The organism is Pseudoxanthomonas suwonensis 11-1 (assembly GCF_000185965.1).
Taxonomy (GTDB): Bacteria; Pseudomonadota; Gammaproteobacteria; order Xanthomonadales; family Xanthomonadaceae; genus Pseudoxanthomonas; species Pseudoxanthomonas suwonensis_A.
The window spans coordinates 2,110,161-2,130,097 of the sequence record NC_014924.1; the positions used below are offsets into that span (position 1 = coordinate 2,110,161).

Annotated in this window: 23 protein-coding genes; 2 read left to right on the forward strand and 21 right to left on the reverse strand. The window is 61.0% G+C overall.

All coding sequences use genetic code 11. The features are described 5' to 3' along the window. Positions 1-31: 31 nt before the first annotated feature. Positions 32-1,231: a hypothetical protein gene (locus tag PSESU_RS09595; protein WP_013535578.1), complete on the reverse strand. Its 1,200-nt coding sequence runs from the start codon at positions 1,229-1,231 to the stop codon at positions 32-34. Positions 1,232-1,314: 83 nt separating this feature from the next. Continuing rightward, positions 1,315-1,713: an MAPEG family protein gene (locus tag PSESU_RS09600; protein ID WP_041764074.1), complete on the reverse strand. Its 399-nt coding sequence runs from the start codon at positions 1,711-1,713 to the stop codon at positions 1,315-1,317. A gap of 54 nt (positions 1,714-1,767) precedes the next feature. On the opposite strand from PSESU_RS09600, the gene PSESU_RS09605 reads away from it, so the two are divergent. Then, positions 1,768-3,663: an FUSC family protein gene (locus PSESU_RS09605; RefSeq protein WP_013535580.1), complete on the forward strand. Its 1,896-nt coding sequence runs from the start codon at positions 1,768-1,770 to the stop codon at positions 3,661-3,663. A 46-nt stretch (positions 3,664-3,709) separates the two neighbouring features. Here PSESU_RS09605 and PSESU_RS09610 read toward each other — a convergent pair whose 3' ends face one another. From PSESU_RS09610 to PSESU_RS16625, 9 genes are all read right to left on the reverse strand, one after another. Next, entirely contained in the window at positions 3,710-4,084 is a 375-nt protein-coding gene (locus PSESU_RS09610; protein ID WP_013535581.1) for a DUF6404 family protein, read from the reverse strand. A gap of 98 nt (positions 4,085-4,182) precedes the next feature. Next, entirely contained in the window at positions 4,183-4,965 is a 783-nt protein-coding gene (locus PSESU_RS09615; protein ID WP_013535582.1) for a hypothetical protein, read from the reverse strand. A gap of 123 nt (positions 4,966-5,088) precedes the next feature. Continuing rightward, the gene (locus tag PSESU_RS09620; RefSeq protein WP_155942747.1) at positions 5,089-5,394 is read right to left on the reverse strand and encodes a hypothetical protein; all 306 of its coding nucleotides are present in this window, start codon (positions 5,392-5,394) and stop codon (positions 5,089-5,091) included. 248 nt (positions 5,395-5,642) lie between these two features. After that, positions 5,643-6,212 carry a hypothetical protein gene (locus tag PSESU_RS16170; RefSeq protein WP_155942748.1) on the reverse strand — a complete coding sequence of 190 codons (570 nt, stop codon included), beginning with the start codon at positions 6,210-6,212 and terminating at the stop codon, positions 5,643-5,645. Between the two features lie 384 nt (positions 6,213-6,596). Further along, positions 6,597-6,938, reverse strand: coding sequence for a hypothetical protein (locus PSESU_RS16175; protein WP_155942749.1), 342 nt, complete (start codon positions 6,936-6,938; stop codon positions 6,597-6,599). Positions 6,939-7,485: 547 nt separating this feature from the next. Continuing rightward, positions 7,486-7,932, reverse strand: coding sequence for a hypothetical protein (locus tag PSESU_RS16180; protein ID WP_155942750.1), 447 nt, complete (start codon positions 7,930-7,932; stop codon positions 7,486-7,488). Between the two features lie 56 nt (positions 7,933-7,988). Next, positions 7,989-8,447: a DUF4262 domain-containing protein gene (locus PSESU_RS15710; RefSeq protein ID WP_013535585.1), complete on the reverse strand. Its 459-nt coding sequence runs from the start codon at positions 8,445-8,447 to the stop codon at positions 7,989-7,991. Positions 8,448-9,248: 801 nt separating this feature from the next. Then, positions 9,249-9,650: an SMI1/KNR4 family protein gene (locus tag PSESU_RS16185; protein ID WP_155942751.1), complete on the reverse strand. Its 402-nt coding sequence runs from the start codon at positions 9,648-9,650 to the stop codon at positions 9,249-9,251. A 73-nt stretch (positions 9,651-9,723) separates the two neighbouring features. Further along, positions 9,724-10,035: a DUF5076 domain-containing protein gene (locus PSESU_RS16625; RefSeq protein ID WP_013535588.1), complete on the reverse strand. Its 312-nt coding sequence runs from the start codon at positions 10,033-10,035 to the stop codon at positions 9,724-9,726. Between the two features lie 317 nt (positions 10,036-10,352). On the opposite strand from PSESU_RS16625, the gene PSESU_RS09640 reads away from it, so the two are divergent. Next, positions 10,353-11,458 (forward strand): IS3 family transposase gene (locus PSESU_RS09640; protein ID WP_155942714.1). Its coding sequence is split into 2 segments (ribosomal slippage): positions 10,353-10,611 and positions 10,611-11,458, totalling 1,107 coding nucleotides; the frame shifts between segments, so codons are not numbered across the junction. A gap of 264 nt (positions 11,459-11,722) precedes the next feature. Here PSESU_RS09640 and PSESU_RS16190 read toward each other — a convergent pair. From PSESU_RS16190 to PSESU_RS16220, 10 genes are all read right to left on the reverse strand, one after another. Next, positions 11,723-12,103, reverse strand: coding sequence for a hypothetical protein (locus PSESU_RS16190; protein ID WP_155942752.1), 381 nt, complete (start codon positions 12,101-12,103; stop codon positions 11,723-11,725). A 900-nt stretch (positions 12,104-13,003) separates the two neighbouring features. After that, the gene (locus tag PSESU_RS16195; RefSeq protein WP_155942753.1) at positions 13,004-13,498 is read right to left on the reverse strand and encodes a hypothetical protein; all 495 of its coding nucleotides are present in this window, start codon (positions 13,496-13,498) and stop codon (positions 13,004-13,006) included. A 57-nt stretch (positions 13,499-13,555) separates the two neighbouring features. Continuing rightward, positions 13,556-13,972: a GNAT family N-acetyltransferase gene (locus PSESU_RS09655; RefSeq protein WP_233275210.1), complete on the reverse strand. Its 417-nt coding sequence runs from the start codon at positions 13,970-13,972 to the stop codon at positions 13,556-13,558. 108 nt (positions 13,973-14,080) lie between these two features. After that, positions 14,081-14,557: a hypothetical protein gene (locus PSESU_RS16200; RefSeq protein WP_155942754.1), complete on the reverse strand. Its 477-nt coding sequence runs from the start codon at positions 14,555-14,557 to the stop codon at positions 14,081-14,083. A gap of 478 nt (positions 14,558-15,035) precedes the next feature. Further along, a complete protein-coding gene (locus PSESU_RS16630; RefSeq protein ID WP_428992097.1) occupies positions 15,036-15,428 on the reverse strand; it encodes a helix-turn-helix domain-containing protein in 393 nt (130 codons plus the stop codon). Between the two features lie 408 nt (positions 15,429-15,836). Further along, positions 15,837-16,610: a hypothetical protein gene (locus PSESU_RS16205; RefSeq protein WP_013535590.1), complete on the reverse strand. Its 774-nt coding sequence runs from the start codon at positions 16,608-16,610 to the stop codon at positions 15,837-15,839. A 102-nt stretch (positions 16,611-16,712) separates the two neighbouring features. Further along, positions 16,713-17,129, reverse strand: coding sequence for a surface-adhesin E family protein (locus PSESU_RS16210; protein WP_203415158.1), 417 nt, complete (start codon positions 17,127-17,129; stop codon positions 16,713-16,715). A 168-nt stretch (positions 17,130-17,297) separates the two neighbouring features. Beyond that, positions 17,298-17,681 (reverse strand): DUF4160 domain-containing protein, encoded by a 384-nt coding sequence (locus tag PSESU_RS15945; protein WP_155942756.1) that lies wholly within the window; start codon positions 17,679-17,681, stop codon positions 17,298-17,300. 70 nt (positions 17,682-17,751) lie between these two features. Further along, positions 17,752-18,441 (reverse strand): hypothetical protein, encoded by a 690-nt coding sequence (locus tag PSESU_RS16215; protein ID WP_013535592.1) that lies wholly within the window; start codon positions 18,439-18,441, stop codon positions 17,752-17,754. A 70-nt stretch (positions 18,442-18,511) separates the two neighbouring features. Continuing rightward, a complete protein-coding gene (locus tag PSESU_RS16220) occupies positions 18,512-18,901 on the reverse strand; it encodes a hypothetical protein (RefSeq protein ID WP_155942757.1) in 390 nt (129 codons plus the stop codon). Positions 18,902-19,937: the final 1,036 nt, after the last annotated feature.

A 19,937-nucleotide genomic window follows, 5' to 3' on the forward strand; every position in this document is an offset into this window, starting at 1 on the left:
CCAGCCGCCGCCTGCCGGGTGCCCTGCCCGGTCAGCCGCCGCCGGCCACGCCCGAACCGCTCGAGCCACCCGAAGCGCCGGAGCTGGCGTCGGCCGTGGCCGCATCGTCCGGTTCCGGAGGGCTGGCCCCGTCGGCCGTGGCCTCGGCGTCCAGCAGCACGACCTCGATCGCGTTGAACTCGGCCAGCGGACTCTCCGCCGGGCAGTCGTCGTCCGGGAAGCCCAGGCCGCGGCGCAGCTGCAGGCCGCAGGCATTGCGCGCGAACACCTCGCGCTCGCTGCGGCAGCGCTCCTCGAAGGCGCGCACCCAGCGGTCGCGGCGCTGCATGAAGTCGTCGCCGCACTTGTCCAGCAGGCGCATGCGGTCCAGGTCGTCCTGGGCGGCGTTGTTGCCGTCCAGGCCGTAGGCCGCCAGTTCGTCCTGGTTGAGCAGGCGCAGGCTGCGGTTGGGCACGGTCTTCATCACGTCGGCCAGCAGCGGCGAGGCGCCGTTGCGTTCCAGGTAGGCGCGCACGGTCCCGTACACCGCCTGCAGCTCGGTGTTGAGCTCCTGGCGGCTGGTGGCGGTGGAGCTGAGGCGGATGATGCGGTGGATGCCCACCCGCCCGGCCAGCACCCGACTGTCGCCGCCGGCCAGCACGAACACGCAGGCGCTGTGGCAGACCGAGTCCTCGCGCACCCACAGGGTCCAGTGGTGGTTGCCGATCCAGTCGCCAGCGCGGATCGCGTCCTCGACCTGGCCGCCGGTGGAGTCCAGGTCCAGCACGCGGTGGACGATGCCCAGCTCGTCGGCGGTCACCGTGACCCGCTGCACCAGGGCGGTGAACTCGGGGCTGATCTTGCCGGTATAGCGCACGCGCACGACCTGCCCTTCGCGGCAGGCCTCGACGCCCTCGCGCAGCGCTTCGCGCTCCAGCGAGGCCAGCGACGCGCCGTCGCCCTCGCGGTAGTCCAGGCTGCAGCTGATCCAGGCCTGGCCGGACAGCTCGCGCGGCGACCAGTCCACCTCGCCCTCCGGCTCGGCCGCCTGCCCCTGCGGCAACGCCTCCACCGACATGGCCTCTTCCGGCATCGGATCGCGGCTGACCGCGCCCCCCTCTTCCGGCGAGGCCACCGGCTGGGTCTGGACCTCTTCCTCATCGGCCACGAAACGCTGGCAGGCGACCAGCACCCCAATGGCCGCGGCCAGCAGCAGGACCACGGACAGGATTCGGCGGGAGGCCTTGGACATGGAAGGACGGTCGGCTTGCATGCACCCAGTCTAGGCGGTGCCCGGCCGCGCCGGACAACCGCCGATGAACGTCGACGAACGGTTCAGCGCAACAGCGGCAGCAGCACCAGCAGCAGGCCGGCCATCGAGACGCCCCATGCCAGCGAACGCAGGTAGCGCACGCCGTACAGGTACAGCGGCACGTACACCACGCGCGCCCAGAAATAGAGCTGCACCCCGAGCGAGGTCCAGGCATCGGCCTGGCCGGTGGCGACCACCGCCAGCACCGCGGCGGCGAAGAACGGGAAGGTCTCCATGAAGTTGCGGAACGCGCGGTCGGCGCGCCCGGCCCTGGGCGGGAGCGGACCCGGATCGGCATCGCGCGGCCCGGTATTCCATTCGACCCCGCGCTGGCGGGTCACCAGCATGCCGGCCAGCAGCAACTGCGCCACGCCCAGCACCACCGACCAGCCCAGATAATGGATCTCGATGCCCACGGCCACCTCCTGTGATGTAGGCCCACAGGTTAGCAACGGCGTTGGGGCTACGATATGCGCATGTCGAACGCGCGCCTGCCCCCGGTCCCGGAGCCTCCTTCCCCCGGGCCGCAAGGCCTGCTGCGCGAGATCCGCCACGTGCGCCCGCTGCCGCCTGGCCGGCTCGGTTTCTCGCTGCGCGCCGCCCTGGCCATGGGCATCCCGGTCCTCGCCGGCTGGCTGGCCGGGGATACCGCGGCCGGCATGATGGCCACCATCGGTGGCTTCACCGCCCTGTATTGCGGCGACCGCCCCTATGCCGCCCGCGCCATCGCCCTGGCGGCGGTCGCGCTGGGCTTCGCTGTGGCGGTGATGTTCGGGCTGTGGTTGCAGCCGCATGCCTGGGCCATCCTGCCGGCACTGGCCCTGATGGCGATGTTCGCGACCTGGCTGTGCAACGCCATGCGCATCGGCCCGGCCGGCGCCTACCTGTTCGTGCTCGCCTGTGCCGCCAGCACCGCGATCCCGGCCGACCACCTGCCGCCCTGGCAGGCCGGCCTGCTGGTGCTGGGCGGCGGCATGGGCGCCTGGCTGCTGCACACCGTCGGCATCCTGCTGCATCCGCGCAAGCCGGAGCGGCGCGCGGTGCTTGCCGCCGCCCGCGCGGTGGCCGCGGCGATCTCCGCCGACGCCAACGGGCATCCACGCGCCCGCCGGCGTGCGGCCCAGGCCCTCTACGACAGCTGGCAGATGCTGGTGGGCTTCCAGCCGATCCCGGCGCGCCCGAACGGCGAGCTGGCCCGGCTGCGCGGGATCAACCGCGAGCTGCACCAGACCTTCGCGGCCAGCCACGACCCCGACCTGCCGGCCGAACGCCGCGCACAACTCCTGCGCCACGCCATCCAGCTGGGTGAGGAGGTCCAGCAGGAAGCGATCCGGCGTCCGCGCACGCTGCCGGCCGGCACCGTGCCGCACGGTTACCCGCGCTCCTGGACCCTGCTGCGCGAAGGCCTGGCACCCGGCTCCAACCCGCGCCGCCAGCTGCTGCGCATCGGCATCGCCTGCCTCGCCGCCGGCCTGGTCGCCGGCGCCCTGGAACTGGAGCGCGCGTACTGGGCGGTGGCCGCGGCCCTGCTGATGCTGCACCAGGGCCTGACCTGGCCGCGCACCCTGCAACGCAGCCTCGAGCGCACCCTCGGCACCCTGGCCGGCCTCGCCCTGGCCGGCGCCATCCTCTGGCTGCATCCGACCGGGCCATGGCTGGCGCTGGCGGTGATGGCGCTGCAGTTCACCATCGAGATGGTGGTGGTCCGCAACTACGCGCTGGCGGTGGTGTTCATCACCAGTGCGGCGCTGACCATCGCCAGTGGCGGCCAGGCCGTGGACGACATCCCCGGCATGCTGCTGGCGCGCGGCGTGGACACCGTGATCGGCTGTGCCTGCGCCCTGCTGGCCTTCCGCCTGCTGCCGCCGCGCGCCAATGCACGCACCGTGGCCTCGGAGATCGGCCAGTGCCTGCTGGCGATCCGGCGGGTCTGCCCACACCTGGAGCGCGGCGAGGTGACCACGCCGCAGGCGCGGATCGACCGCCGCGACCTGCAGCACCGCAGCTTCCTTCTCGAACAGGCGCTGGACCAGGCCCTGGACGGCTCGGCGGAGGAGCGCCGCAGCGCCAGTGAGCACTGGCCCGCGGTCGCCGCCTGCCAGCGCCTGGTCTACCGGGTGCTGGCCGCGTGCTGGGACCTGGAGCGGGAAGCGGAGGCCGAGGCGCCGGCGCCGGATGCGAGCACCCTCCCGCAGGCGCCCGCGGACGATCCGGGAAGCATGGCTGCGGCGGTCGAGGCCCTGTCCAGCCTGTCGCGCGCCTGGATCCACGGCGAGCCACCGCCGCGCCTGCCACACGCACTGCCCCCGCTGTTCGCCGGCGACCTGGGCGACCTGCACCGGTTCCTGCGACAGAAGCTCCGGGCCTCCTGAGCAGGCCGGCGAAGACGCTCAGCTGGCAGTGGCGCGGCGCGTCGGCCTAGCCAGCGCGCGCGTCCTCCCCAGCTTCGATGCCGTAGTCGTCCCAGTTTCCCAGCTGGAAGCGGCGGGCCAGGTAGCGGGCGTAGGTGGCCATCGCCAGGCCGAACGCGACGCCGATGAAAGCCATGAAGCCGACGAATGTCGGCAAGGGATACGACTGCGGGGAGATCCACCACAGGAACAGCCCCAACGCGATGGCGAAGGAACCGCCGGTCAGCACCGCGTTGAAACCGAAAGACTGGAACGGCGGCGGTGCGAGATGGAAGCCGAACCGCCACAACAGCCGCCAGAGCGGCGGCACGACGTCGATGCGGCTGGCACCGAGCTTGTCCAGGTGGCGGTAGAGCGCCTGCACCCTGGCTTCGTGGTCCATTCCAATGGTCCTCGCGCTGTCGTCCAGCCCTGAAGGTACGACACGGCCGCGCCGGCCTCAACGGACCGGCGCGGCGTGGGACACACGGCTTGCTGGACTCAGAAGTCCCAGCGGGCGGACAGGGTCAGCGGGATCGACAGGCGGCTGCCGGTGTCGTTGATCCGGGCCAGGCCGAGGCCGCCGATGGCGCTGTCGTCGTCCTTGAGGTCGTCGACATAGCGCACGCCGCTGGCGAGGGTGACGCTGAAGGTCTCGGAGACCGGCATGATCACGCCCACGTCCAGGCCGGCGCTGGCCACCCAGCCGGCCTCGTAGAAGGCGGCATTGGGAATGGTGATGCCGCCGTCCGGGATCTCGAAGGTGGCGCGGATGTCGTCGGTACGCGTCGCCCCGAGCCGGGCGCCGACGAACGGACGCGAATAGCCCGGGGTACCGAAGTAGTGGCGGTAGCCGACTTCGGCCGACAGCGCCTTGTAGGTACCGAAGGTGCCGTACACCGGCAGGCCGGCCTGCAGCGCCGGCACGTAGGCCTCGCCCACCACCACCCTGCCCTCGCCTGCGCGGGTCTGGCGCACCTGGCCGAACACCTCGGCGCGGTCGCTGAGCCCGTAGGCGAACTCGAGGCCGACGGTTTCGGCCTGGTCATAGATGCGGTCGTGCTCGCGCGACTCGATCCGCAGCTCGGCGGCGACACCGGCCAGCGCGGGGTTCAGCGAGCCCAGGTCCGGAACCGGCGCGACCGCGCCCTCGTGCACGTCGCCGCTGGCCGGCGTGTCGATGCCGCCCAGCAGGGACATGGAAAGGCGGCCCGCCTCGGGGCCGGCAGCATGGGCGGAAGTCGCAAACAGCGCCGCCATCGGGACGATCAGCCAGGTACGCATCGTGGGTTCTCTCCATCCGTAGGTAAGTGACGCCGTGGCGGCGACGGCGCAGACACTAGGGACGCGGGAGTTACCCACCGGTCTAGCGGTGGCTTGTACAAACCTTGTACGTGCGCAGGGCCCTCAGGACACCACCATCCCCACAACCAGCGCGAACACCGCCATCACGATGCTGCCCACGGAGATCGCCAGGCCCAGGCCGGCAAACAGCCGGCGCCGGTCACGCTGGAACAGGCCGACCAGGCCGAGCACGGCCGCGCCCAACTGCAAGAGCAGGAACACGAACAGGAACAGGCCCACCAGCACGGCCTCGACCGACTCCTCGTCCATGCCACCCGGCGTCGCGTTCTCGAGGATGCCGGCCACCACGAACAGCATCAGCAGCATGGCGCCACCCACGCAGCCGACCACGAACGATGCGATGCCCACGCCCGAATGCCGACGCGCTACTGGCCAGGTTGCCCCCATGGATTCCCCTTCCTTAGCAGGGAAGACATGGAGGCAGTGCCACCCATACTCTCGGATGTTGTCGGAGATTCTTTGGTTCTGTGTGGCGGGATCTTCACCCATCGTCTAACGCCTGAGTTAAGCCGACTTGCGTAGTGGAGCCAAACACATGGCAAGCTCTTTCTGCCATGTGTTTGGTGTAACGAAGCAAGTTCGGCTTGAACGAATTGTTAGACCTGCGCCTTGGCATACACGGCTACCGAGTACATGGCCGACAGAGCATCCCTTGCGTCTGACTCTAGGATGCTGTCCGGGTGCGCGCGGCGAGTGAGCATGCGTTGCCCAAGGTTGTGCGGGTGGTCGAATGGTTTTAAGTGCACGAACGGATTGCGACTGAGGCGTAAGGAATCAATCTTGTCACACAGCGCAATCGGTATGACATTGAACTCTCGACAATGAGCAACGATTGCCTTGAGGCCTTGCCCAGCGACCTTCTGTTGCCCTGAGGCGTTGAGGATGCCACCAAGCCAGTGCTCCATGAAAGATGCTGCCAGGACCAAGGTTGCGACGAACTGACCGTAGACGAAGCAGCAGTCTTTAGCTTCTTGAAACACCCGCATTGATTCAAGCGGCATCATGTAACCACCGCCCTTGGGAATGATGGTGCTAAGCCAGCGTATGCGCTCAGCGCGCTCAGGGACGTTCTGCAGCTCATGCCGCTCTAGCGCCGCCTCATACTTTGGGCGTCGCTGTCTGATCGGCTTGCCGAGTAGGTCTTTCTGAACGTTGCGAGAAGGCATCTGTGCAGGTCTAACGCCTGAATTAAGCCGACCCGCGAAGCGGGTTCGGCTTGAATGAATAGTTAGGGGGCATACGCGATGCCCGAGAGCTACTCATTATGGCGAGGTCAGTCGGCGCCAGCCAAGGAGAAACAGACTGGCGGCAGCAGCCATGAAAAGGAGCGAAACAGCTACTTGTCCAAAGGCATAGCCATGCTCATAGGCCGAGCTCGGAGCGTCCGCCAGTACCGCCGAAACGCTTGTCACGAAAAGCTTCACGCCGCGGAGCAAGAAGACACAGCCCGAGAAAAAGCAGAGGTGGGGGAGATATCTACGCAGGATCGCCATGACACAGCCGACAAGTGAATGGACAGGGGAATCTATACATGCCGCCTAACGCCTGAATTAAGCCGACCCGCGAAGCGGGTTCGGCTTGAATGAATAGTAGGCCTCATTGCCGGAGACCTGCAAAAGTTCGGCTTTGATGCCCGGAGCGATGTTGACCCATCTGGTGTCAGATGCAAGCCGCAAGTCGCAGCCTTGAGAGGAAGCCGCAGCCAACACCTGCTGAAACCAGCGCGAATATGGCCACTCTCTTGGCTTGGGTGAGTAGAGCGAGCCCTTGACCGGGTCCCACTGAACCTCCATGCCCTCGCGATAAATGAAAGGAAGCGAATGCGCCGATGGAACGACGTGGAGCCGACCCTCGCCATCTATCTCCACTTGAACAATCGTGTCGTGCCCCATGTGGCCTAACGCGTGAATTAAGGCGCGCCGCAAAGCGGCGTCGGCTTGAATGAATTGTTAGCGCCCAGTGCGGCAATCACAGTCGCCCAGCGCTTCCGGAGCCAAAGAGGCCAAACGACCATGAGCGCCAGTGGCACGAACACCGTCGCGTAGCCTAGGTACTCCGCAGAGTAAGCGACAGCATTGGCGAGTGCATGGTGTCCGAGCGAAGACCAAGTTGGCGCCAGGTGAGTGAATGCCGCTAGCAAAGGCGCCTGCGCAACAAATGCTGCGACCGTTGCGCCGTAGGTCAGAAGCGTGCAAAGAGCAGAAAACGTGACCCTGCGCGGCAGGGCACCTAGACGTGCTATGCCGAGGGCAACGAAGAACGGCAGCAGGGCGACAAGTAGCCCGCCAATCACGGCCGAAAAAAAACAGGATGTAGTCCGCACTTTCCGTGGGCGCTAACGCCTAAGTTAAGCCGAGACGCGCAGTGGAGCGAAGCACATGGCAAGCTTTACCTGCCATGTGGTTTGCGTAACGAAGCGGCTTCGGCTTGAACGCATTGTTAGGCCGCGACCCTTATGTCAAGCCCAAGCATCATTGGTGGAAATACATGTCTAAGCGTCAGGGTGGGGCCGGTGCTAAGAACAAGATCCAGCGCTGAAAGTGTGCCGTCACCCATTGAGTCCCAGAGCCGCAGATCATTGATCATGGCGGGAAAGAACCGATCTAGCTCTTTGGGCATAGCTACGGAGTACTCCTCGCCCTCTCCCCAGCGCTGAACTCCTGGAGACCCCGACCAGTCACGTAGCTCGATGCCCAAGGCTGGGTACTTTCCCGCGATCGGAACCTCGCACGGGCACACTTGTACGCAGGTTGAGTCCGCAAGTTCGAGGTTGGCGGCATACGTCGCAATCTGGGGCGAGGAGCTGTCTACCCAAGCAGGATGAGTTCCAACGCTCAGCAAGCGTATCGAGAGCAGCTTTTTTCCTGTGAGTGACTCGAACTTCATAGGCCTAACACCTGAGTTAAGCCGACCCGCGAAGCGGGTTCGGCTTGAATGAACTGTTAGACGATGGCCAATGGCTCCCCTGCCGGGATGTAGTCGTAGCCCTGATGCCAAGGGAAACGATGCTGTCGATCCGGAAGAAACATGACCACCGCACTGAAGGGCTTGTCTTTGTAGTACCGCACAGCGGTGCCCAAGTACTCACCGAACCTGTCCGGGCGAACGGACTTAAAGACGACCTTATAGTCGCCTGCGAGAACGCTACCGTCTTCGACGCCGGGAACAATGATGTGTCCGCCTTTGAGCAAGTGAGCGCACTCATTAAGCAAAGCATGGGCCTTTTCCCGCTCCAACCCGAAGATCAACACCTCTGGGGAACCGTAAGACTTCCCAAAACCAATGGAATAGCTGAACTTATCCTGCCCTTCCTTAGCAGGGAAGACATGGAGGCAGTGCCACCCATAATCTCGGATGTTGTCGGAGATTCTTTGGTTCTGTGTGGCGAGATCTTCACCCATCGTCTAACGCCTGAATTAAGCCGAGCCGCGAAGCGGCTTCGGCTTGAATGAATTGTTAGGGGGCAGAGGCCGCGCACCTCCCGAGGGGAGGATGCAACCGATCTACCAGCTCCAAACCGTACAGTCCAGCATAGCCGGTACCAACTTGGGTTGCGTAGCTCTGTCGAGCGTCTGCGATTGCTTCTATGACCGGCCCAGCCGAGCCCAGTTGACGCGTGTCTACAGGGTACAGATTCCGACCTGTCCTTGCTGCTACAACTACGTACGCTGCATTGTCAGGGACAGAAACTCTTGTCCAAAGTCCGCCTTTGCCGTTTTTTGCTCCCCAGCAAAGCGGCGGTTGTGGCTGTGTATCTATTGGCCTGCGGCTAGAGTCTAGGAATGCAAGAGCAGGTGCGACAAACAGCACTGAATCAAAGCGAAAGACAGATCTTTTTCTGTCAGAGTAACTTATGAACTCCAACTCTTTGCCGTTAGATCCGGTAGGCAGCTTGAACAGGCTGGCGGTTGTCGGGCGGCCGTCAAATGAGATGATAGAGCTGGCTGGCCCAAAAGAATGCTCGCTGCTGCCGCCGCCAGTTTGTACGGGATTCATTTCATCAATCGTGACGCAGCAGCGGCTTTGCACCCCCAGTTGCTGCTCTTGCACGACGGTCATGCTTTGCGCTTGATCCTGTCGCATAGGTGTCGCAGCACACGAACACAGAGCGAATGCGAGTATGACGACTCCGAGGTACTTCATCCTGCCCCTAACGCCTGAAATAAGCCGCGCCGCGAAGCGGCGTCGGCTTGATTGAATTGTTAGGCATCACTCTCCGGATCTGGACGGCAGCGAGCCATGAACACCGAGAAAGATTTGCCTACCGGGTAGAAAGTGCTGTCCTGATAGGGGAAGCGAACATACACCGAGCCGAAGTCCGATGCCTTGAAGCACATGTAAAGGTACCCGCCCGGCTCAACCTGGCCAATTATCACCATTCCCTCTTCCGGCTCTCCCAGTAGTTCCGATTCTATGATGCTTGTGGCGGTATAGAGGCTTGTAACCACGTCCTCTGGGCCGCTGCCAGGCACTTGGACCAAGTGGCGAACAAGCAAAGGCGGCTCCAGATACTCTGTGGTGTGTGTAGTGAGGAACACGCGGTAGTCAGAAGGCAGAGCGGCGCCAAGAACTGACTCTAGCTTTCTTACCGCTTCGAAAGACATGGGTTGTGATGCCTAACGCCTGAGTTAAGCCGACCCGCGAAGCGGGGTCGGCTTGAGTGAATAGTTAGACCTGCTACCCGTGACCATGATGGAACCCGCCCTGGACGGATGAGGTCGGGCCACTAAGCTCGTCATGTAGCGACTCAAGCATGGCCGCGATGGAATCCGCAGTTGACTGCCCATACTGCTCCTGAAGCGCATTGGCGATGTGCCTGATCGTATCCGCGAGGAAGATGCCCCACGCAGACGCCTCTTCGCGCCCATTCCCTTGCCAAAGACCGATGTTGATCGTGCAGTGCTGCCCTCTCTCAGCGATCCAGGCACTAAGCATCTGGATGGCCTTTTCGTCTCGCAGCGCTGCTGGTGGGATGACTAGTGGCTTCATAGCAGGTCTAACGCCTTAATTAAGCCGCGCCGCGAAGCGGTGTCGGCTTGAATGAACTGTTAGGCGCGCTGCCACGCCCCGTAAGTTGCGAGCATATGCGACTCAAAGGCTGGTGAGCCAGTCACCTCCCAGAACGACGAGTCGACCGCCAGCAGCTCAAACACGCGTTCACCCCCAGCTAGGCCAATGAAGCGCCCGTCAATTGTCTGATAGATGCCGCGATACAGTGCGCGGAACTCTCTATCCGACCGACGTCCCCCCATCTTTGAGTAGCAGGTCGATTTGGAGTCCAATCCCCAACGAGACGGAGATTGGACGTGAAGAAGCGCTTTTCCGAAGAGCAGATCATCGGCTTCCTGCGTGAAGCCGAAGCTGGCCTACCGGTCAAGGAGCTGTGCCGCAGGCACGGCTTTAGCGAGGCCTCCTACTACCTGTGGCGCAGCAAGTTTGGCGGCATGAGCGTGCCAGAGGCCAAGCGGCTCAAGGAGCTGGAGTCCGAGAACACGCGGTTGAAGAAGCTGCTGGCCGAGCAGCTGTTCGAGAACGACGTCATCAAGGACGCCCTGCGAAAAAAGTGGTGACCGCACCGGCGCGCAGGACGCTGGTGCGGCATCTGGTGGATCGGGGGCTGAGTGAGCGACGGGCGCTGGCGATGGTGCGGATGAGCGCCAGCGCGCTGCGCTACGTCCCGCGTCCGGATGGCAACGTCGAGCTGCGCGAGCGGATCCTGGCGCTGGCGCAGCGACACAAGCGCTATGGCGTCGGGATGATCTATCTGAAGCTGCGGCAGGAGCAGTGGCCGGTGAACTACAAGCGGGTGGAACGGCTGTATCAGGAGGCCAGGTTGCAGGTGCGCCGGCGCAAGCGGAAGAAGGTGTTGCTGGGCGAGCGCCAACCGTTGCTGCGGCCGGAAGCGGCCAACCAGGTCTGGTCGATGGACTTCGTGTTCGACCGCACCGCCGAGGGGCGTGTGCTCAAGGCGTTGACCATCGTCGACGATGCCACGCACGAGGCGGTGGCGATCGAGGTGGAGCGGGCCATCTCCGGCCACGGCGTGGCCCGGGTGCTGGATCGGCTGGCGCTGACCCGCGGCCTGCCGCAGGTGATCCGTACCGACAACGGCAAGGAGTTCTGCGGCAAGACGATGGTGGCGTGGGCCCACGAGCGCGGTGTGCAGTTGCGCCTGATCCAGCCAGGCAAGCCGAACCAGAACGCCTACATCGAGAGCTTCAACGGCCGCCTACGGGACGAATGCCTCAACGAGCACTGGTTCCCGACGCTGCTGCACGCCCGCACCGAGATCGAAACCTGGCGCCGGGAGTACAACGAGGAACGACCGAAGAAGACCTTGGGCGGTCTGACGCCGGCCGCTTATGCCGAACAGTTGGCGGCCAAAGCCGCTACGATGAAACCCGGACTCTAAAGAGCCCCGCTACTGAAAGCGGGGGGACGTCGCGACATTGACAGGCCTACAGCCGTCAGCTGCTCAATCTCGAGAGCGCGATCGCCCATGCAGTCATCGATGGTGATGTGCCAGGAATCTGGTTCCACGAACCGGTCGACGTCCACGAGAAATTTCGAGATGTCAAAAAGCTCGCTGTTGGGTCCGTGTTGTCGGATGACGACCATGCGCGCCTAACGCCTGAATTAAGCCGCGCCGCGAAGCGGCGTCGGCTTGAATGAATTGTTAGCCCGCGCCTATAGGCGCTTGGCATACGCTGCAAAGACGGAAGCCGCGAATAGCCTTGGTAGTTGAAGATTTCTTACGCTTTGAATCCCAGCATCCCGGGCAGTAAAGCCCATCATCACCGGTGAACTGATAGCAACCATCTTTGCGTCCTATCGGAGATTCATCCGCCGGTTGAGCTGTAGCCTTAAGCAGCAAGTTCTCTTCTTGCAAAGTGGCAAGTCTTTCTTTGAGAGCTGCTGCTTCCAACTTGATATCAGCCAATTCGCTTGACAAGTCAGCCAGCAGGTTCTTGAACTCAGCATCTTCGATGTTCTTCGATATCTCACGCAGTCGCTTAGCGATTGTGATGGTGGTTCCAACAGTGGTGAGAATATCCATAGATCTGTCTCGCGGGCTAACGCCTGAATTAAGCCGACCGGCGAAGCCGGTTCGGCTTGAATGAATTGTTAGGCCGCAGCACCACGGCCCGCAATCTCCAATGCTTTTGCCGCCGTAAGCGGCCCATTGATCTCGGGGTCTGTGCAGGAATCAAGATCATCTGCGATGTCTGGGCCAGAGAACTCGACCCGCTCGGCCATTTGCAAAGCATCGGCAGTGTAGGCGAGCTCCCCGGCCGTAAGCTGGCCCGAAGCGAACATACGACAGAGAGCCCCTAGACCGGCTCTGTCCAGGACAAGATCAGTGTCCTCTGTGACCCTCACTGGCGCGGATCCGCCGCGGCCGAGGTGCTGTGTGTGCTCAGCCAGCTCCTCCGCAATCTCGCGCGAATAGTCTGCGGCGGAGAGCGAGCCGTTAATCAGTTTGGCAAACGAGCTAAGTCTCATGCGGCCTAACGCGTGAATTAAGGCGCGCCGCGAAGCGGCGTCGGCTTGAATGAATTGTTAGCGCCCAGTGCGGCAATCACAGTCGCCCAGCGCTTCCGGAGCCAAAGAGGCCAAACGACCATGAGCGCCAGTGGCACGAACACCGTCGCGTAGCCTAGGTACTCCGCAGAGTAAGCGACAGCATTGGCGAGTGCATGGTGTCCGAGCGAAGACCAAGTTGGCGCCAGGTGAGTGAATGCCGCTAGCAAAGGCGCCTGCGCAACAAATGCTGCGACCGTTGCGCCGTAGGTCAGAAGCGTGCAAAGAGCGGAAAACGTGACCCTGCGCGGCAGGACACCTAGACGTGCTATGCCGAGGGCAACGAAGAACGGCAGCAGGGCGACAAGTAGCCCGCCAATCACGGCCGAAAAAAACAGGACGTAGTCCGCACTTTCCATGGGCGCTAACACTTGAATTAAGCCGCGCCGCGAAGCGGCGTCGGCTTGAATGAATGGTTAGGGCTCACGCCCGTATACACAACGTAGAACGAGATGCCGCCAAGCGCTCCTAGTGCGCCGGCGTAAGTAATGAACTGCAGGTAATCAATCCAGCCCGCCAGTGTCGTGACGCCGTTGTCTAACGTTTGGACTCCGCCTGACCACGAGCTAGATTGAGTTCCAATGTACTTGTACGGCCGAGCCCAGATCGCGGCTGGCACGAGGCCAATGACGAATCCCGCCAGCAGCATGGGGCGAAAGCGGAACTTATGGACTCGTAGCAACCAACCCGCAGCCAGGATCCCAAGAACCAGCGTATGCGCGAGGGCTATAACTAAGGCTGCGATAAAGGCGAGAGGCAGCATGGGTATTGCATCTCTACCACCCACGGCAAAAAACACGAACACAAACGCCAGCGCTGGAGCCAGTGCTGCGGCCAGTGAGGCACTCACAACTGCGAAAAACTGTCTCATGAGGCCTAACGCCTGAATTAAGCCGACCCGCGAAGCGGGTTCGGCTTGAATGAACTGTTAGGCCTTGCCCAGCTCAAGCGCCAGATGATGGCAATTGAACTGCAAGCCCTTACGAAGATATAACCGGTGTGCCGCGTGCCGGGCGTACCCTGTGTCCAAATGCAAGCCCTGACACCCGTTTGCTTTGGCGTGAGCAATCAGCCAATCCATGAGCGTGCCGGCAAAGCCCCGCGAAGTTGCCTCGGGCAGGGTAGTCAGGTCGTCTATGTAGAGAACCTTGCCCCATGCCAAGAACTCGGCAAGCCGGAAACCGGCGGCGCTCTGAACCGAACCCTCATACTCCAACGCTACGATTTGGTAGGACTGGATCTGCTGCCGGCGTACTTGACATAGAAATTCCTGCTCCTGAAGGTGCGACCGGAGAGCGCTGAATGCTGGAAAGCAGGACAGAATCTCCTCATCCGAATTGGCCACGAATATGTTGCTTGTCACACGAAATCCTTCATGCAAGGCCTAACGCCTGAATTAAGCCGACCCGCGAAGCGGGTTCGGCTTGAATGAACTGTTAGGTGTGATGGCCATTCACTTGGAGCACCCTGGAATAATTTGCCGGACACCATGTACGGGAAGTCCTGCGGCGCTTGTCAGCGATACGTTGCACTGATTCCCATGCCTTGTGAAGTGAGCACGGTAAGACTCGCCCTGAACTGGCATAAAACTGTAAGTAATCGTGCATTGCCTTGAACCATACACGCCAGCGTAGTGAAAGAAGCTAAGAATGAAAGGCTGGCCTGCTGGAACCTGTTTGGTGGTGCCGCCTAGATCATCTCCGCGCGCCAACAAGCTGAACTGTGCGAGATTTGTGCCATCAGCATTGACAGAGCACTTGTCATCCGAGAATGTTTGGATACGAAGCAAGTCCGCTTTTGCCACCCCGCCAACGGATGCTTCATCAGCCGACAAAACTATCGTAGCGGTAGGCCCTTCGTGACGAGGGCTTTGATATGTCGAAACACATCCCGTAAGAATCACCGTTGCGATCAGGATATCGACTTTCATTGGACTCCCCCCAACACCTAACGCCAGAGTTAAGCCGAGACGCGCAGTGGAGCGAAGCACATGGCAAGCTTTATCTGCCATGTGGTTTGCGTAACGAAGCGGCTTCGGCTTGAACGATTTGTTAGGCCCCGGCGCGAATGCTAGGACCCGCATGCTAAGACTACTTGAGCGGGGACAGCCGACGCAGCTCGGATAGCTTTCCCCGCGACAAACAGATAACGCACCGCTTGAATCGCTGAGCGCGGACAACAACCTTACCTTCCGCAACCACGTCACCTATGGATGTGGTGATGTACTCCCGGCCTCTGCAGATCGGGCATTCCAGGATGCCATCGTGGCGCCGCCGCTTGCGCGTCACTAGGTCAGCAGGAGGACTGCTGCGGCCCCCATCAATTACTCGGAAGTCAGCCATGTCTGTCCCGGGGCCTAACGCCTGAATTAAGCCGCGCCGCGAAGCGGCGTCGGCTTGAATGAATTGTTAGGCCTTGGCAGCTTGTGCCCAAGACTTGTACGCATAGCGAATGGCACCAAACAACAAGAAGAACACTGCCATGTAATACACGGTCGATGGCGCACCCGACAAGAATGCGGCCAGAAGCATGGTGGAGCCCACAAGCACGAAGGCCGCCCACGTGTCCGGAGTTTGCCGTTGCCTCTTGTCAAGCGGAACGTCAGCCAATGACGTTGCCTCTACATCCAGCGCCGCCGCTAAGCAAACTCGGGTCTCCCTAGAGGCAGTGCCGTCAGTCTCCACCCGCTGGATCGTGCGAAGACTCAGACCGGCGGCATTGGCGAGTTGCTCTTGTGACCAGTTCCTTGCCTCTCTAAGGCGGCGTACGGATGATGGACTTAGCTTCATGTCGGGTCCCATTGGTCAGCTCCTGTGTCGGGAGCCCTGAGTGTTAAGTCTGAAGCCGCCTTTTACCACGACAATCGCCTGACTTTCACCCGCCAACGGGCTGACGGTTACCGACACAAGGCCTAACGCCTGAGTTAAGCGGAGCCGCGAAGCGGCTTCCGCTTGAACGAATAGTTAGGCCAGCGCCATGACAGAAGCGCGGCCTGCAACGCGGGCAAGCCCGCGACCTGATTGCCTGAGATGCTCACCAACCCGGCGCCTTCCCCGCGCCCTGGCCGATGCGATGACGCACACCACCTGCCCATTGCGATTCCCCTGCCGAAGCCCAACGCCCCATCCCCTGCTACCAAACACCCCAACCCTAACGCTTGAGTTAAGCCGCGCCGCGAAGCGGCGTCGGCTTGAATGATTTGTTAGCACTCACTCTACGATCACTAGCTCGCAAGAGAAGTACGTTCGTGCAAGATAGGCAGCCGACTCTATCAGATTGCGTCTCTGAGCGATGGCTTCGGCATCCGCGGTCGGACCAGACCCCAACCCTGCCTCCCCGGAGCGCCTGCGTATCACATCAACCATTTTGCGGGTCAGGGCAGAGAGACCTTCCTCTCCTAAGTCTCGACCTCGATCTCGGTTGCGTAGTGTCTCTAATGCGGACGTCAAGCTTGTTCGTTCAAGCTTCTTCGGCTCCTCTGAGCATCGATACCCGTATGTGCTGCCTTTCTCGAAGACGACATAGTGGTCATCTGGGTCTGGTAGAGACCCAATGGCTGAAGGAGCAAATGCTGCGGAGTTCTTCACCACGTTGCGAGCCAGGTAGTACCGATTCAGTTCTTTCGGAAGATGAAACTCTGGTGCAATGTAGTAGACAGCTTCTCCCGTAGCCTCAAGGTCAAGAAGAAGTTGGTGTTGTTGAGAGTGCCTAAGCGGACGCAGGTGCATCCGGTAATAGGGGAGCTTCAGCGAGAGAGAAATATGCTCTTTTGCACTTTTTCGACTCAGGTAGTCACTGAGTTTGAATTGAAGGAACACCGGGATTCCCTTAAAGGGAATCTTTACGTCGTATCCACCGCCCTTCTTTCCTTCTTCATACAGCGAAGGGAATGTGGGCGCAGCAACTACTCGAGACTTGTGATTCGCAACGAGCTCCTCAGTGACGGCGTATCCGTAGGAGAACTCAGAAATATCGGGTTTCAACGGTGCCTCCAGTGAGTGCTAACACCTGAGTTAAGCCGCGCCGCGAAGCGGCGTCGGCTTGGACGAATTGTTAGGCCTTACTGCGAGGCACCTGCGCGCTCGTTACTTGGGTGCTGTGTCGACCTGACTGTCCTGATAGCGGACCCAGTTGTCACGCGCTTTGAAAACGTCATTCGAATCGAGCTTAAAGTATCCCTTGTTCGCCTCACGCGGGAAGTTTGCACCACACGCAATCTTTAGCACTGCTTCGCCCGTGGTATCAGGCGTAACAGGAGACGGTGACGAAGGTTTGTTATTCGACTCGATGAATTCGCCACTGTTGTTGTAGGTGGACCACGACAGTGTCTGGATCGTGCGGCCAGAGCAGTTGATTCGCCAGCGGATCGCGGTCGCCCAAGAGCCGTCCGTGTCTGGTTGGCGTGTCCGTACTGTCTTCACCCACACTGATACGCCGCCAGGAGACTTTTCGACGGTGTCTGCGTCAAAGAAATACAGGGTCTTGTCGTTGCCGGCTTCCAAGTAGTTCCACGTTGCTGCCGAGGCGTGACCTCCGGCCAAGAGCAGAGCAATACCGACGAGAGTGAGTCGCTTCCTCATATTTCCCCCAAGTTGAAACATGGTGTTGATTGTAAGGCCTAACACCTGAGTTAAGCCGCGCCGCGAAGCGGCGTCGGCTTGGACGAATTGTTAGGCCCCGCCCCGGAGTTCTGCGAGCAGCGCCATGTCTGGGGCGCCATCTTGCAGGGAGCGCCAGGCAGCCAGCAACTGGTCCTTGTGCGCGGCAATCCACGCCAGGACGATCGCTTCTTCACGCGATCCGAGCCGGCCCTCAAGTCGCTTAGGAGGATCTAGCGAAAAGCTCGCTGAGTGATGTTCTCTACCGTGATCGACGTGCAGGTGCGGGAGCGGGTGACCCTTCTCTTGGTACATCTTCAGCTTGAGTCGTTGGACCTTGCGAAGTAGATAGGCGTTGAAGCCTCTGCCAAGCCTCGGATCGCCCATCGGCGGCTTAACGACGCCGAGCGAGCTTTGAAGCTGTTTCGCTAGTTCCGCAAACAGTTCTTCTGCCATAGGGGCCTAACGCCTGAATTAAGCCGAGCCGCGAAGCGGCTTCGGCTTGAATGAATTGTTAGAACACAACCTACAATCCCTTGTTCTTCTCGGCCTCACCCTCTGCGACACAGTCCGGCATGTTCTGGAACTCGTAGCGCATGACTAAGTAGCCAGTCGACATGTCGGTAGCGCCAGCTTCGAGTGCAATTGAGTCTAGATTGCTTGTCAGGTTTGAGCCCTCCTCGGTGCTCCAAAGCTTTGCGAGCGTTCGATTCTTCTTGAGGAGGTGCATCATCCAGAATTCAGGAGAGTCGTAACGCTCGCTAGTAAAGTCATACTTCTTGCCTTTTCCATATTTGCTGGTAATGGCTTTATCTAGCGCGTCAAATGCGCTCCGGACTTCATAGCCAGTGTCGCCAGATTGAATGTCCTTACCAATTGCTACGATTTTGCATAGGCCGCTTTTCTGAGAAAAGAGTAGCGAATAGGACTCAAAATCCGGGTGGGGAACGGGGACAGAGCTAGCGCGGTATATGCCTTGGCCCTGGTCGCTTTCTTCGAGACTGGGGATAGCTGCCTTAGCCTCTGCGGGAGATAGCCCCATCCTTAGTCCGAACGGGCCGTCATACGTTACGTGCGCTGCCGCCGGAGAGGGCTGCGGTGCAGCAGGATGTTCCGCTTGTGCGGAAGTGCTGGCAGGGCTCGCGTTCGGCTGGCACCCGGAGAGTGCAATGATGGAAATCAGGCATACAACCGCTTTTCGCTGCTGGAAGCGCATAAATCCCCCTATTGTGTTCTAACACCGGAGTTAAGCCGCGCCACGAAGTGGCGTCGGCTTGAACGAACTGTTAGGCCTGCTGCCACGTGCCATAAGGAACTAAGGCTTCAATGGGCGGCAGGCTTGATGGTGTTGCCAGGCCGTCAATGGACCATAAGTCCAAACCGGCAAGCAACCCTTGCTGCTCGAAAACGAACGCGCCGAAAAGATTGCCCTGTGAACCTTGCCATTGGAAGTCCGACAGGACGTGCATTGCCGCCTCAGTGGGCCGCTTGCCGGAGATGGCAAAGTCGATGCTGGCACAGCCGCACGAACAGCGGGACACAACAGCGGCTTGGTCGAGTTGGGGCAAGAACTGACTTGCCTCAGGATTGCCGTGCTCCAGAAGCCAGCGAACAACTGCGACCTCACTCTCGGTAAGGGCACGGCTCTCTGGGATTCTGGAAACCGAGTGATTCATCTAAGCAGGCCTAACGCCTGAATTAAGGCGCGCCGCGAAGCGGCGTCGGCTTGAATGAATTGTTAGCGCCCATCAAGTGTACGGGCGACGCGCAAGTCGAATGCCTTGCCTATCAAGTCCGACTGAACCTTGTCAGAGGCTTTGTAAAGGAAGACAACTTCACCGTCCGGTGAGACACGGCTCGGGCCGTCCGAACTCTTGGAGAGAAAAACTACTTCGAGGGTGTTCGGATCAGCGTCACCCGTGAAGCTAGTGGCCGGGACGTCAATGTCCATGACCGCAACGAGCCTAGTCTCTTCCATGATCTTTGCCCTCAGAGCGGCTTGATCCGCCTGCTCGTCTGCGGCAGGAAGATGAGCGGAGATTAGCAAGGCCAGAAGCGCAGTGAGACGCATTGAAATCACCTCGTGGGTGCTAACGCCTGAATTAAGCCGCGCCGCAAAGCGGCGTCGGCTTGAATGAATTGTTAGGCGGCTGAGTCAAGTCGTTCAACAGCTATTCTTGCCGCATCGCTTACAGCCAGCCACCCTGGATCTTGCCGCCAATCTGGCCATTCTTGTGACAAATTTGGAAGATGCTGCTCGAACACTCCGTGGAATTCAGCGAGAATTGCCAATTCTCCAGCGGAGAAGCACTCTCGCCACTCACGTTGCCCGCGATCCCATGTCTCCTGCGGATATCTGGGTGGACAGATCTTCTCCGCGGGGAAGTAAAGGTCATTGAACCACCCGCAGATGAGTTCATTTGGCCCAACGACCTCATTGAGATTAGCGAGATCGTCAAGGTGTTCGCGGATCGATGCGTGGTAAGCGAGTTGCCCCATAGCCGCCTAACGCCTGAATTAAGCCGACCCGCGAAGCAGGTTCGGCTTGAATGAATAGTTAGGGGGCATACGCGATGCCCGAGAGCTACTCATTATGGCGAGGTCAGTCGGCGCCAGCCAAGCAGAAACAGACTGGCGGCAGCAGCCATAAAAAGGAGCGAAACAGCTACTTGTCCAAAGGCATAGCCATGCTCATAGGCCGAGCTCGAAGCG